At 62.6% G+C, this 12961-nt stretch carries 11 protein-coding genes; 6 read left to right on the top strand and 5 right to left on the bottom strand.

Features of this window, described 5'->3' with window-relative positions:
- Positions 1-7: 7 nt before the first annotated feature.
- Positions 8-778, bottom strand: a complete 771-nt coding sequence (locus JQ641_RS09605) for an ABC transporter permease (protein ID WP_211995723.1) — start codon at positions 776-778, stop codon at positions 8-10.
- A 214-nt stretch (positions 779-992) separates the two neighbouring features.
- Entirely contained in the window at positions 993-1640 is a 648-nt protein-coding gene (locus tag JQ641_RS09600) for a TetR/AcrR family transcriptional regulator (RefSeq protein WP_211995722.1), read from the bottom strand.
- Between the two features lie 109 nt (positions 1641-1749).
- Here JQ641_RS09600 and JQ641_RS09595 point away from each other — a divergent pair, with 109 nt between their 5' ends.
- Entirely contained in the window at positions 1750-2766 is a 1017-nt protein-coding gene (locus tag JQ641_RS09595; protein WP_211995721.1) for an ABC transporter substrate-binding protein, read from the top strand.
- Positions 2767-2907: 141 nt separating this feature from the next.
- On the opposite strand, the gene JQ641_RS09590 is transcribed toward JQ641_RS09595, so the two are convergent.
- Positions 2908-3390 (bottom strand): MarR family winged helix-turn-helix transcriptional regulator, encoded by a 483-nt coding sequence (locus JQ641_RS09590; RefSeq protein ID WP_211995720.1) that lies wholly within the window; start codon positions 3388-3390, stop codon positions 2908-2910.
- 53 nt (positions 3391-3443) lie between these two features.
- Between JQ641_RS09590 and JQ641_RS09585 the strand changes: the two genes are divergently transcribed.
- The 3 genes from JQ641_RS09585 (at position 3444) to JQ641_RS09575 (ending at position 7777) form a co-directional block, all read left to right on the top strand.
- Positions 3444-3872, top strand: a complete 429-nt coding sequence (locus tag JQ641_RS09585; protein ID WP_211995830.1) for an anthrone oxygenase family protein — start codon at positions 3444-3446, stop codon at positions 3870-3872.
- A 94-nt stretch (positions 3873-3966) separates the two neighbouring features.
- Positions 3967-5787, top strand: a complete 1821-nt coding sequence (locus tag JQ641_RS09580) for a flavin-containing monooxygenase (protein WP_211995719.1) — start codon at positions 3967-3969, stop codon at positions 5785-5787.
- Positions 5788-5830: 43 nt separating this feature from the next.
- Positions 5831-7777, top strand: coding sequence for an alkyl/aryl-sulfatase (locus tag JQ641_RS09575; RefSeq protein WP_211995718.1), 1947 nt, complete (start codon positions 5831-5833; stop codon positions 7775-7777).
- Positions 7778-7884: 107 nt separating this feature from the next.
- On the opposite strand, the gene JQ641_RS09570 is transcribed toward JQ641_RS09575, so the two are convergent.
- Entirely contained in the window at positions 7885-8169 is a 285-nt protein-coding gene (locus JQ641_RS09570; RefSeq protein WP_249150296.1) for a hypothetical protein, read from the bottom strand.
- A 265-nt stretch (positions 8170-8434) separates the two neighbouring features.
- Complete coding sequence (gene glgA / locus JQ641_RS09565) at positions 8435-9862, bottom strand: glycogen synthase GlgA (protein WP_211995717.1); 1428 nt, start codon at positions 9860-9862, stop codon at positions 8435-8437.
- Between the two features lie 193 nt (positions 9863-10055).
- Here glgA and JQ641_RS09560 point away from each other — a divergent pair, with 193 nt between their 5' ends.
- On the top strand, positions 10056-11261 hold the full coding sequence (locus JQ641_RS09560; RefSeq protein WP_211995716.1) for a CaiB/BaiF CoA transferase family protein: 1206 nt from the start codon (positions 10056-10058) through the stop codon (positions 11259-11261).
- Positions 11262-11414: 153 nt separating this feature from the next.
- Positions 11415-12956 (top strand): ABC transporter substrate-binding protein, encoded by a 1542-nt coding sequence (locus tag JQ641_RS09555; RefSeq protein ID WP_211995715.1) that lies wholly within the window; start codon positions 11415-11417, stop codon positions 12954-12956.
- The last annotated feature ends 5 nt before the right edge of the window (positions 12957-12961 follow it).

Genomic DNA, 12961 nt, shown 5'->3' with positions numbered 1-12961 from the left:
CCTTGTCTTATTGCAGCCTGACGTCACGGACAACGAACAGCCGCTCGAGGCCGAGCACCAGGCCGTACAGCGCCACGCCGAGCAGGGTCAGAAGAATGACGGCCATCACCATCGCCGGCGTATCGAGCGAGGCCTGCACCTGGATCATGAGGTAGCCGAGCCCACGCTCCGAGGCGATGAACTCGCCGACGATGGCGCCCGCGACCGCCAGGATGGCGCCGACCTTCATGCCTGAAAATACGTAAGGCAGCGCGCCCGGCAGCTGGATCTTCCGGAACAGCGTCCAGCGCGAGCCGCGCAGCGATTTCACGAGATCCAGCAGGTCGGGCTCGACCTCGCTCAGCCCCCGCGCGGTGGTCAGCAGGATCGGGAAGAAACAGATCGAAAACGCAATCAGGATGTTCGGAAAGATGCCGTAGGAGAACCAGACGATGAACAGCGGTCCCAGCGCCACCTTCGGGATCATGTTCAGCGTCACGAACAGCGGCAGCAGCAACAGGCTGATCAGCGGCGACCAGGTGAACATGACAGCCAGCATGACGCCGACCAGCGCGCCGAGGCAGAAGCCGCCGAGGATTTCGGCGCCCGTCACCCAGAGGTTGGAGAGCCAGGCATACTTGGCCGACGTCAGGGTCGAGAGCGCTGATAGCGGCGAGGGAAGGATGAATTTCGGCACCTGGAAGGCGTCGACCAGCACCTGCCAGAGCACGATCACGGAAAGATGCGCGATCAGGATGATCGCCACCGTCCTCGCCGATCGCCCTGCATCGCCAGACACCGCGTACTCCTTGTTGAGGCGTCCGGTTCCCGGGCGCGCCGGGGCAGTCTATCGCGGGGCGTCGCAGGTTTCAACCAGTTGGTTGATTAGACCACAGAACCCTAGGGTGGGCAAAGGCGCGCTTGCGCCGTGCCCACCACGTAACACAGGGCTCGCGATGGTGGGCACGCTTCGCTTTGCCCACCCTACGGATCCGATCACAATGAGCGAGCCCTCACGGCCGCAGCGACTGCATCACCAGGTCGACCACATGCTTGCGGCGTGCTTTCCTCGCCGTCGGGCTCGACAGGTCCTTGCCGAAGATCGCCGACAGGGTCGGGGTGTTCGAAAAGTAGAAATAACTCAGCCCCGCGATCGAAATGTAGAGATGCACCGCGTTGATCCCCTTGCGGAACACGCCGGCCCGGACGCCCTCACTGAGAATGGTGGAAACCATGCTGACCAGTGGCGAGTGCATCGCCTCCAGCTTGCGGGAACCGCGCACATGGCGGGCGCCGCCGCGGTTTTCGTCGTTCAGCAGCACGATGAAGTCGGGATGGGCGGCGAGGTGGTCGAAGGAGGCCTCGATCAGCCGCTTGATGGCCTGCTGCGGCGGCAGGCCTTCGAGGTTGAGCTTGCGTTCCTGGGCGCGGATTTCCTCATAGACCCACTCCAGCACCGCCAGATACAGCGCGTCCTTGTCGCCGAAGTAATGATAGACCAGCTGCTTGTTGACGCCGGCGCGCGCCGCGATCTCGTCGACCCGGGCCCCGGCGAGGCCACTATCGGCGAATTCACGGCGTGCGGCCGTCAGAAGCTTCTCCCGCGTCGCCGCCGGATCGCGCCGCTTGGGCCCGGTGCTATCAGCTCGTCTTATAGGCATTTCCAACCAAACAGTTGACAATTCGTCTCGTCCTTGTTGCATTGGTAACGTCGCGGGCGTGCAACGACAAGGCCGGGATATTACCAGTCTGCAAACCAGGAGAGATGCCATGCAGGGCTTGAAGAAGGGCTTGAAGATTGCGTCACTGGCGCTTGCGCTTGCTGTCCAGGCGGCTCCCTCTCATGCCGGCGAGGCCGTCAACCTGATCCTGAACTGGGCGCCGACCGCGGACCATTCGCCGTTCTACTACGCCAAGGCGCAGGGCTGGTACGAGAAAGCCGGCATCGATCTCACCATCGAGACCGGCAAGGGTTCCGGCGTGTCGTCGCTGAAGGTCGGCTCCGGCGGTTCGCCGTTCGGCATCGCCGATCTCGCGACCATGCTGGTGGCGAAGAGCAAGGGCGCCGACGTGGTGGCGCTGATGAGCATCTATGCCAACACCGGGCAGACGTTCTATTGGCTGAAGAGCTATGGCGTGAACAGCGCCAAGGACTTTCCGGGCCACAAGATCGGCAATCCGCCCGGCGACGCGTCGCGGGTGATGTGGCCGGCGTTCGCCAAGGCCGCCGGCATCGCGCCCGATGCGGTCAGCTTCGTCAATGTCGGGCCGACCGCCAAGATCGCGGCGCTGAAGAGCCATACGGTCGATATCATCAGCGATTTTTACAACGAGCACGATCTCAAGGTGATCGAGTTCGGTGCCGACCTCGGCTACGTCAACTGGAAGGACATCGGACTCAATCCCTACGGCAACTCGCTGATCGTCAACGGCGCCTATCTGGAAAAGAATCCAAAGATTGCCGATGCCTTCGTCAAGGTCAGCCAGAAGGCGTTTGCCGCCTGCGTCGCCGACGTCGCGCCCTGCCTGAAAGCGCTGCTCGATGCCGCCTCGGGGCTCGACAAGGAGAACCAGGAACGCCAGTGGGAGCGTATCAAGTTCCTGATGACGGACGATTTCACCACCACCAAGGCGCTGGGCTGGATCGACGCCGAGCGGATGAAGAAGGACTATGAACTGGTGCAGACCTATCTCGGCATGGAAAAGCCGTTCGAGGTCGGCAGCGCGTTCTCGACCAGGATGCTCGATACGAGCATCAAGATGGATGCGAGCAAGCTGAAGAAATAGGAAGGCGTCGTTCCGGGGGGCAATATCTCTCGTCGTCATGGCCGGGCTTGACCCGGCCATCCACGTCTTGCTTCCGTCAGTGCTGATAAGGCGTGGATGCCCGGGACAAGCCCGGGCATGACGGAGATCGCGGCCGAGAGTTTAGCCGCGCTCACTAGCGTCGTCATTTAGCCCTGCCTCCAGCCGCTCGCACAACTGCGCAACCACCTTCTGCGTGGTCGCAAGATCCTTCAGGCTGACGCCGTCGGCGAGCGCATTGACCCAGGGCACCTGAAGTTTTGTCGCGGCCTCAAACGCTTCCTTTCCCCGCTTGGTCAGCACGACCAGGTGCGCGCGGCGGTGATGCGGGTTGGGCTGCAGCTCGAGCAGGCCCTCGTCCCGCATTTCGTTGACGATGCGCTGAACACCCTGACGGTTGAGCCCCATGTTGCGCGCCAGCCACGCCACGGGCTGCGGCCGTTCGGCCAGCGCAATGGCGCCCAGCACCTGCCAGCGCGCGCTGGTGAGCTCGAGACCGGCGACGAGCCGGTCACCGGCCAGCAGCAGCCGGCCGTTGAGCCGGAATATGGCAAGGATCAGCGAGGTCAGGGCCTGTCCGGCTGGCGTATGTGGCTTGCTTCTCATTGGCAATGAGTATACTAAATGACAACATATTGTCAATATGGGAGTGCGTGATGATGCTGATCGGACAACTGGCCACCGTCGTCGCCGCCGCCTTCGCCGGTGCGGCCTTCTTCATCAATTTCGCCGAGCAGCCGGCGCGTCTGCTGCTCGATGACAAGAGCCTGCTGACGCAATGGAAACCCAGTTATGCGCGCGGCTTTGCGATGCAGGCGAGCTGCGCGGTGATATCGGGAATTTTGGGATTGATCGCGGCGTGGCAGGCCGGCGATTGGCGTTGGACCGTCGGCGCCATTCTCATACTGGCCAACTGGCCCTACACGTTGTTCGGCATCATGCCGACGAACCGCAGGCTGAACGCCATCGCCGCGGCCGATGCCGGCCCGGAATCGCGCCGCCTGATCGTGCATTGGGGAGGGCTGCATGCCGTGAGAACCGCGCTCGGCTTCACGGCGACCGCAGCCTATCTCTGGGCGCAGCACTGACGCCTCTTGATCGCCTGGTTGATCTTTTCGCCGTGCGGACGCTTACTGCGTGTTGGCTACGGGTGTATTGGCAGCAGATCAGAGGCAATTTCGGATGACGGTCACGGACGAACCGCAAAACCTGCGCAGCCGCGCTTTCGACAAGGAGCAGCTGCGGGCGAAGTATATGGAGGAGCGCAACAAGCGGCTCCGCGCCGACGGCAACGACCAGTACATCGAGGTCAAGGGACAGCTCGCGCATTATCTGGACGATCCCTATACGCCCGTCACCCCGCGCGATTCCAGGACCGACCACGTCACCTTCGCCTTCATCGGCGGCGGCTTTGCGGGCCTTGCCACCGCCGCGCGGCTGACGGAAACCGGAGTTAAAGACGTCCGCATCATCGAGAAGGGCGGTGATTTCGGCGGCACCTGGTACTGGAACCGCTATCCCGGCGCGCAATGCGATACGGCCTCGATGGTCTATATGCCCTTGCTCGAAGAAACCGGGCACATGCCGTCAGAGAAGTACGCGCACGCGCCGGAAATTCTCGCGCATTGCCGGCGCATCGGAAAGCAGTACGGCCTCTATGACAACGCGTTGTTCCATACAGAGGTCACCGATCTGACATGGGATGAAGCGCACTCGCGCTGGATCGTCACCACCAACCGCGGCGATGCCTTCACGGCGCAGTTCGTCGGTATGGGCACGGGGCCGCTGCACGTGCCGAAGCTCCCGGGCATTGCGGGCATCGAGGCCTTCAAGGGGCATTCGTTCCACACCAGCCGGTGGGATTACGATTACACGGGCGGCGACCCCATGGGCGCACACATGGACAAGCTCGCCGACAAGCGCGTCGGCATCATCGGCACCGGCGCCACCTCCGTGCAGTGCGTGCCGCATCTGGCCCGCGCCGCCAAAGAACTCTACGTGTTCCAGCGCACGCCGTCGTCCGTCGACGTTCGCGCCAACGCGCCGATCGATCCGGAATGGTTTTCGGGGATTGCCACGCCCGGCTGGCAACAGCGCTGGCTGGAAAACTTCACGGCCAACCAGGCTGGCGGCAATGCCAAGGAAGATCTGGTCCAGGACGGCTGGACCGACCTGTCGCGGCGGATCCGGGCCAAGATCATGCAGCTGCCGCGCGAGGAGCGGGTTCCGGCCAAGATGTTGGCCGCGTTTGAGGACTCCGACTTCGAGAAGATGGAGGAAATCCGATCGAGGATCGACACGATCGTCGGTGACCGCGAGACCGCCGCAAAACTCAAGGCCTGGTACCGCCAGCTCTGCAAGCGGCCATGCTTCCACGATTCCTATCTGCAGGCGTTCAACACTCCGGGCACGCACCTGGTCGATACCGACGGCAAGGGCGTCGATGGAATCACCGAGAAGGGTGTGGTCGTCGCAGGCAAGGAATATCAGCTCGACTGTATCATCTACGCCTCGGGCTTCGAGGTCGGCACTGAATACAAGCGGCGATCCGGCTTCGACATGGCGGGCCGGGGCGGCGTCAAGCTGTCGGAACATTGGGCCGAGGGGATGCGATCCAAGCACGGGATTCACGTCCACGGTTTTCCGAACGCCTTCTTCGTGCAGCCGACGCAGGGCGCAAACCTGATCTCCAACGTGCCGCATAATTTGACCGAAGCGGCAAAGACTATCGCCCTCATGGTCACACACGCGCAGCAAAACGGCTTCAGGCAGATCGAAGTCACCAGGGAAGCCGAGGACAAATGGGTCGAGCTGCTGTTGACCGGCGCCGGGCGGATGATCGGCGCGCCGGACTGCACCCCCGGCTATTACAACAATGAGGGGCGCGAACCCGGTCCGGCGGCCAAGCTGAATGTCGGCCATCCCGCAGGCCCGCTGGCCTATTTCAAATATATCGACACCTGGCGCAGCAGTGGTGACTTCGAAGGGTTGGCGTTCCGTTGAAGCTGTTCCCGGATCCTGTTGCGACGCGAGGGAGTGAACGAGTATGACCCAAACAACAAGTGCGGATGCACAGAAGGAAACTCCCAAGCACGCTTCCGCGCCGGTTATTGCGCAGCACGCGGCGACGCTCAAGGCGCTGCCGTTTTCGGACACGCGCGATTTCGACGATGCGGCGCGGGGATTCCTCGGCACGATCGAAAACGCGAAGGTGACCTCGCCGCAGGGCAGGGTGGTCTGGAGCCTCGAGCCTTATGGTTTTCTTTCGGCTGAGGAAGCGCCCGCGACCGTGGATCCGAGCCTGTGGCGGCAGTCGCGCCTTAACATGCATCACGGCCTGTTCGAGGTGGTATCAGGCGTCTATCAGGTGCGCGGGCTCGACATCGCCAACATGACGCTGATCGAGGGCGACAGCGGCGTGATCGTTGTGGACACGCTGACCTCGATCGAGGGCGCGCGCGCCGCGATGGAATTGTACTTCCAGCACCGGGGCAAGCGCCCGGTCGTGGCCGTGATCTTCACTCACACCCATACCGATCATTGGGGCGGGGCGCGCGGCGTGCTGGACGACGAAACCCTGGCGAGCGGCCGGGTGCCGATATTAGCGCCGAACTTCTTCATGGAGCATGCGGTCTCCGAAAACATCATCGCCGGGCCTGCGATGCTGCGCCGGGCGCAATATCAGTTCGGGCCGCTGCTGGCCAAGGGCGTGCACGGGCAGGTCGATTGCGGTCTCGGCAAGTCGATGGCGGTGGGATCGGTTGCGCTGCTGCGCCCGACCGACCTTATCATCGCGACCGGCGACAAACGCACCATCGACGGGCTCGAGTTCGAATTTCAGATGGCGCCGAACTCCGAGGCGCCGGCGGAGATGCATTTCTTCATTCCGCGATACAAGCTTTTGAATCTCGCGGAAAATTGCACGCATAATTTCCACAATCTGCTGCCGTTCCGCGGCGCCGACGTCCGCGACGCGCTGGCCTGGTCGAAATATCTCGGCGAGGCGCTGCAAATGTGGGGCGGCAAGGCCGATGCGATGTGCGGCCAGCACCATTGGCCGGTGTGGGGCCATGAGCGGATCGACACCATGATCCGCCAGCAGCGCGATCTCTATAAATTCGCGCATGACCAGACCATTCGCCTGATGAACCATGGCCTCACCGCGGCCGAAATCGCCGAGACGATCAAACTGCCGGCCAGCCTCGACGGCGCCTGGCACGGGCGCGGTTACTACGGCCATATCAGGCACAATGTGAAGGCGATCTACCAGAAATATCTCGGCTGGTACGACGCCAATCCCGTCAATCTCGATCCGCTGCCGCCGGTCGAATCCGGCCGGAAATATGTCGAGTATATGGGCGGTGCGGAGGCGATCCTCGATCGCGCCCGAAAAGACTTCGCCAAGGGCGAGTTTCGCTTTGTGGCGCAGGCCGTAAGCCATCTGGTGTTTGCCGATCCGGACAATCAGGCCGCTCGCGCGATGCTGGCCGATACGTTCGAGCAACTTGGCTATGCCTCGGAAAGCTCGACCTGGCGCAACGCCTATCTGTTCGGCGCGCAGGAATTGCGGCTGGGCATGCCGAAGGTGCCGGCACGCGCGGCGATGCCGCGCGAAACGCTGGCGGCGCTGAGCACCGGGCAGCTATGGGACGTGCTCGGCGTGCGCCTCAACGGCCCCAAGGCCGAAGGCAAGCGTATCGTGCTGAATTGGCAATTTACGGACACCAACGAAAACTTCGTGCTCAATCTGGAGAACAGCGCGCTGACTTACGTGGCGGACGCACAGGCGGCGGATGCCGATGCGACGTTCACGCTGGCGCGCAGCGTGCTCGACGAAGTGATCGCCAAGCTGACGACGTTTCCGGACGCGGTGGGCAGCGGCGCGATCAAGGTCAGCGGCAATCCGATGCGACTTGGCGAACTGATGATGCTGATGGATGAATTCCCGCGCATGTTCGAGATCGTCGAACCGAAGCGGACAGCGGTGACCTGAGCGGTCCGCCGTCGCCGAGATCGAGCAGTCTTCATTCAGGCGTTGAAGCACGAAGCGCCGCCGGGTCACCCCGGCGGCGTCTTACTCGTAATAGGGGTCAGTGCAGCTTATCGGCCACCGCCACCACCACCACCGCCGCCGCCGCCACCGCCGCCGCCAGCACTGAGCATGGCATCTTCGCGGCTACCGAAGGCCTGGTGACGCGGGGGCGTTGGCAGACGCTTGGAGCGGGCCTCCTCCTGGTAGAACCAGCCACTTCCACAACCCAGCCTCGGTGTCGTTTCGTCACACATCCGCAGCGGAGAAAAAGCGTTGGCGCTGGTGGTTGCCAGGGCGCTGATCGCAACGAGGCCGGCGAGAGCGGCCAAAGACAATTTCGACTTCATCGACATCTTAAACTCTCCATTTCTCGGTTCGGCGAAACCGGAATGGTTCGCACATGAGTTCGACGATGCCAGGTGGAAGGCGGTTCGAGCGCGCCACGTAAAAAGTGGTTTGAACCAGGTGAGCACTTGCTGCGACGCTGTCGCCGGCCCCCTCCGGGAAGCGGTGCGGCCCGGTGCAGGGTATGCGGCGGGTAGGTGCTTCCGGGGCCGACTATCGGGAGTCGGGGCTGATCACGCGCCGTATGGTCAACAGCGCCGCCGGCAGTCGCGCTCAGGCGCCAGCGTGCGAGCCCACCGTCTTGCGATACAGCGCGTTATAGAGAGACGCCGAAAGATCCCAGCTAAAGGACCGCGCCATGGCGCTGCGGCGCATCAGGTCGAGGCGGTCTTTCGCCATGAAGGCATCGAACGCGCGGCGCACGCCGCCGAGGAAGGACTCCGGCGACGGCTGCGAGAACAGGAAGCCGGTCTCGCCGTCCTTGATGGTTTCCGCCAGCCCGCCGGTCTGGTGACCGATCGGCAGCGATCCGAACCGCTGCGCATACATCTGGCTCAGTCCGCACGGTTCGAACCGCGAAGGCATCAACGTGAAATCGCTGCCGGCGAAAATTCGCCGCGCCTGTCCATCGTTGAAACCGATGACGACGCCGATCGAGTCCGGCCTGCGGCGATGCGCATCGACCAGCGCCTGTTCGATATACGGCTCGCCGCTGCCGGTGACGACGATTTGTCCGCCGGCCTCGACGATCGCGTCGGCAGCGGACAGAACGAGGTCGATGCCCTTTTGATGCACGAGGCGGGCGACCAGACCGAAGATCGGGCCGCGCGATACCGCAAGACCAAACTGCTTGCGGACGTAGTCGGCGTTGGCTTGCTTGCCTTGCCAATCGCCGGCGCCGAACTGCTGCGCCAGTTGTGCGCAGGCGCGCGGATCCCAGCTTTCGTCGATGCCGTTCAGGATGCCGGTCAACTCCGAAGCGTCCGAGCGTTGCCGCAGCAGGCCCTCGAGCCCGCAGCCAAGCTCGCGCGTCGTGATCTCTTTTGCGTAGGTCGCGCTGACCGTGGTCAGATGCGAGGCGTAAACGATGCCGCCCTTCAAGAACGACATCTGGTCGTAGAACTCGAGACCGTCGATGTGGAAGGAGGCTTCGGGCGCGCCGATCCGCCGCAGCGACTCCCTCGGGAACAGTCCCTGATAGGCCAGGTTGTGAATGGTCAGGATCGAGGGGACCTTGACGCCTTTCCAGGCAAGGTAGGCCGGTGTCAATGCAGCCTGCCAATCGTTGGCGTGGACCAGATCCGCTGCCCAATTCTTGTCCAGACTGCCTGCGGCGAGTTCGGCCGCGGCAGATGCAAATCGCGCGAAACGGATGTCGTTATCCGGCCAGTCGCGTCCGGATTCGTCGCCGTAGGGATTGCCCGGCCGGTCGTAAAGTTGTGGGCACAACAGTACATAAACTGGCAGACCGTCTCGCGTCGACGCACGGCCGAGCGAGCACGCCGGCATCTCGGCCAAAGGCGCGCATTGCCCAACGATTTCAATGCGGGTGAACTGTTCGAGGATGTCCCGGTAGCCGGGCAACATGATCCGGACGTCGCTCCACGGGCGCAGTGCCCGGGGCAGGGCGGCGGAAACGGCGGCAAGACCGCCCACCCGGACGAAGTCATCCATTTCCGTGGTTACGAACAAGACCTTCAAAGGAACGCCCTCGTACCAACCCTAACTATGACTTATGCAAGAAAAGGTCCAACTTTGATCCACGGCAATGCGCCAGATAGCCGGTGGTTCCTGGAGAAACGCTTCCATGCCGTGACCGCGCAATTTAGGGTCATGCCGCGCCAGGAAAACCAAAGGCGAACGAGAAGCCGCAAGGCCGAGGGAGCTAACGAGTATGACTATAGATAATGCGGATGAGGGGAATTTGACAGGGAGCTTCGCCGGCCTGCGCGTTATAGATTTCTCAACCACAATCGCCGGACCCCACTGCACGCGGATGCTCGCCGACATGGGCGCCGAGGTCATCAAGATCGAAACCGTCGAAGGCGAGACGATGCGGACCCGCCCGCCGGTGCGGAATCATTGCAGCACAGCGTTCGGGCAGCTCAATGTCGGCAAGAACAGCCTCGTGCTCGATCTGAAATCGCCCGAAGGCGTGGAGGCGGTGCGCCGGCTGGTGGCGAACGCGGACGTGCTGGTCGAGAATTTCCGTCCCGGCGTGATGTGGCGACTGAAGCTCGACTACGCTTCACTGCACGCGCTCAATCCGAAACTGATTTACTGCTCGATCTCCGGCTACGGCCAGACCGGGCCGTCGGCCGAACTGCCGGCCTATGCGCCGGTGATCCATGCGGCCTCGGGGTATGAGATGGCGCATCTGGCCTATCAGCCCGGGCGCACCCGGCCGGACTATTGCGGCATCTATCATGCCGACGTGCTTACAGGCGTCTACGCGTTCGGCGCGATCTCGGCGGCTCTGTATCAACTCGCCGGAGGCGGGAAGGGCCAGCACATCGACGTTTCGATGCTGGAATCGATGCTGAGCCTGACACTGAACGAACTGCAGTGGTCGCAGTTCGAGGTCAAGGCGACCCAGCGGCCGATGTTCGGCCCGATCGAAACCTCGGACGGTTATGTCATGGTCGCGATCGCCAGCGAAAAAACCTTCCAGAGCTTGATGAAGGTGATCGGTCATCCCGAATGGGTCAGCGACCCGCGCTTTGCGAAATATTCCGATCGCCGTGAAAACTGGGGCAGCCTGATGGAGGGCGTCGAGGCGTGGTCGCGTGCGGTGACGACCGGGCAGTGCCTCGTCGCGCTCAATGAGCACGGCGTGCCGTCATCGGCCTATCGCACGGTGGCCGAGGCGCTGAAGGATCCGCAGATCGCCCATCGCGGCGCGTTGGCGGAGGTCCAGGATGGCGGCGGCAGCTTCAAGGTCCTCAATCTGCCGTTCCGCATGTCGGGCGCCAGGGTTTCTGCCGCGAAACGCATGTCGACGCTTGGCGAGCACACGCGTGCCTATCTGAAAGAGACCGGCCTGTCGGAAGCCGAAATCGCGGCCTTTGCCGGCAAACCGCCGAAGTCGGCGCGCGGTTGAGGGCGATCGCGCTTCGGCAACAAGGCTCAAGCCTGCGGCTTTTCATCCCGCCTTGCGAACGGCCTTGCCCGGGGCTGCGATTCCAGACAATCTTACCGTCAGCCATCGACGATCCGGAACACCGGACGGACGACACTTTGAGAGGGAGCATCCATGACAGCTGCGGTCCGTTCGAGCGCGCTTGCGCGAGTATTTCTTGTGGCGGGATTTGCGATCTCGCTCTGTGCTGTTCCCGCCAACGCCCAAAAGAAGGGCGGCAGCATCACGATGGGGCTCGAACTCGATATTGCAGGCTTCGATCCGCTGAAGGTCGGCGTGTACGATACGGCCGCCGGAACTGCGGCGGCGGCGATTTTCGACACGCTTACCTATCTCGATGACCAGGGTAAAGCGCAGCCTAAGCTGGCGCTGTCCTGGAGTTCCTCCGAGGACTTCAAGACCTGGACCTTCAAGCTGCGGCCCGGGGTCAAATTCCACGACGGCACGCCGTTCAACGCCCAGGCGGTCAAGGAAAATTTCGACCGCCAGAAGGATCCGGCGAACAAGTGCCGTTGCGCGTTCTACATCTCGTTCATTAAGGATGTGCAGGCGCCTGACGAACTAACGGTCGTGTACAATCTGAACGATCCGTCGGTGAACCTGCCTGCGATCATTAGCGTTCCCGGTTCGAACTACGTTGTTCATTCACCAACCGCCTGGAAGACCAAGGGCGACGAGTATAATCGCAATCCTGTCGGCACCGGACCCTATATCCCGAAGTCATGGACGGCGGGCGACCGCATGGTGCTCGAAAAAAATCCGGATTACTGGGACAAGGGCAAGCCCTATCTCGATCGAATCATCTTGAAGCCGTTGCCGGATGCGCAGTCGCGCTTCGCCAGCCTGCAATCGGGTGAGGCCGACATCATCTGGGACGATGAAGCTGATGCCGACAACATTCAGAAGGCACAAAAAGATCCCAAGCTGACCGTCCACACCTATGCCGGGTCCGGCGCCGCGGTCGCCGCCTTCAATACCAAGGTCGCGCCGTTCGACGATGTCCGCGTGCGCCAGGCGTTGGTGATGGCGCTCGATCGCAAGAAGATGTCGCAGGCGCTCACCAATGGCCTGGCCCGGCCGGCCACCAACCCCTATGGCGACGGCTCCTGGGTCAAATGCAAGGATGACGGTGCGCTTCCCGAAGACGCCGAGAAGGCCAAGGCGCTGATCAAGGAATACGGCAAGCCGGTCGAATTCAAGATGCTCGTCACGGCGACGCCGCGTGGGCGCGCCGCCGGCCAGGTGTTGCAGCAGTTCTGGAAGCGGGTCGGCGCCAACATGGAAATTGAGCAGGTCGACCAGGCCACGATCCCGCCGCGCGCCTTCATGCGCCAGTTCCAGGTCACGCCATGGCGCATCGTCGATCTCGCCGATCCCGATGTCCAGATGTACGCTAATTTCCGCACCGGCAGCCCGGTCGCACTTGCCAACTATTCGAACCCGGAACTCGACAAACTGCTCGAGCGCGCGCGGGTCACCGCCGACCAGGAGAAGCGGAGCGAGGATTACTGCGCCATCAGCCGGCTGATCAACAAGGAAGCGATCTGGTACTGGACCTTCCAGAACACCTATTACGCGATGTCGAGCGCGAAGGTTAAAGGCTTGCCAAAGATGTACAGTGGAGTGGTGGACGTATCCCGCGTCTGGCTGGATTAACAGCG

The organism is Bradyrhizobium sp. JYMT SZCCT0180, assembly GCF_018130165.1.
In the GTDB taxonomy this organism is placed as follows: Bacteria; Pseudomonadota; Alphaproteobacteria; order Rhizobiales; family Xanthobacteraceae; genus Bradyrhizobium.
This window is presented reverse-complemented; position numbering and strand designations above follow the sequence as displayed.

Bases quoted from the DNA above. Each gene is read 5' to 3' on its own strand.
- JQ641_RS09600 (WP_211995722.1), bottom strand. From the start codon at position 1,640: ATGCCTATAAGACGAGCTGATAGCACCGGGCCCAAGCGGCGCGATCCG.
- JQ641_RS09595 (WP_211995721.1), top strand. From the start codon at position 1,750: ATGCAGGGCTTGAAGAAGGGCTTGAAGATTGCGTCACTGGCGCTTGCG.
- JQ641_RS09590 (WP_211995720.1), bottom strand. From the start codon at position 3,390: ATGAGAAGCAAGCCACATACGCCAGCCGGACAGGCCCTGACCTCGCTG.
- JQ641_RS09585 (WP_211995830.1), top strand. From the start codon at position 3,444: ATGCTGATCGGACAACTGGCCACCGTCGTCGCCGCCGCCTTCGCCGGT.
- JQ641_RS09580 (WP_211995719.1), top strand. From the start codon at position 3,967: ATGACGGTCACGGACGAACCGCAAAACCTGCGCAGCCGCGCTTTCGAC.
- JQ641_RS09575 (WP_211995718.1), top strand. From the start codon at position 5,831: ATGACCCAAACAACAAGTGCGGATGCACAGAAGGAAACTCCCAAGCAC.
- JQ641_RS09570 (WP_249150296.1), bottom strand. From the start codon at position 8,169: ATGTCGATGAAGTCGAAATTGTCTTTGGCCGCTCTCGCCGGCCTCGTT.
- JQ641_RS09560 (WP_211995716.1), top strand. From the start codon at position 10,056: ATGACTATAGATAATGCGGATGAGGGGAATTTGACAGGGAGCTTCGCC.
- JQ641_RS09555 (WP_211995715.1), top strand. From the start codon at position 11,415: ATGACAGCTGCGGTCCGTTCGAGCGCGCTTGCGCGAGTATTTCTTGTG.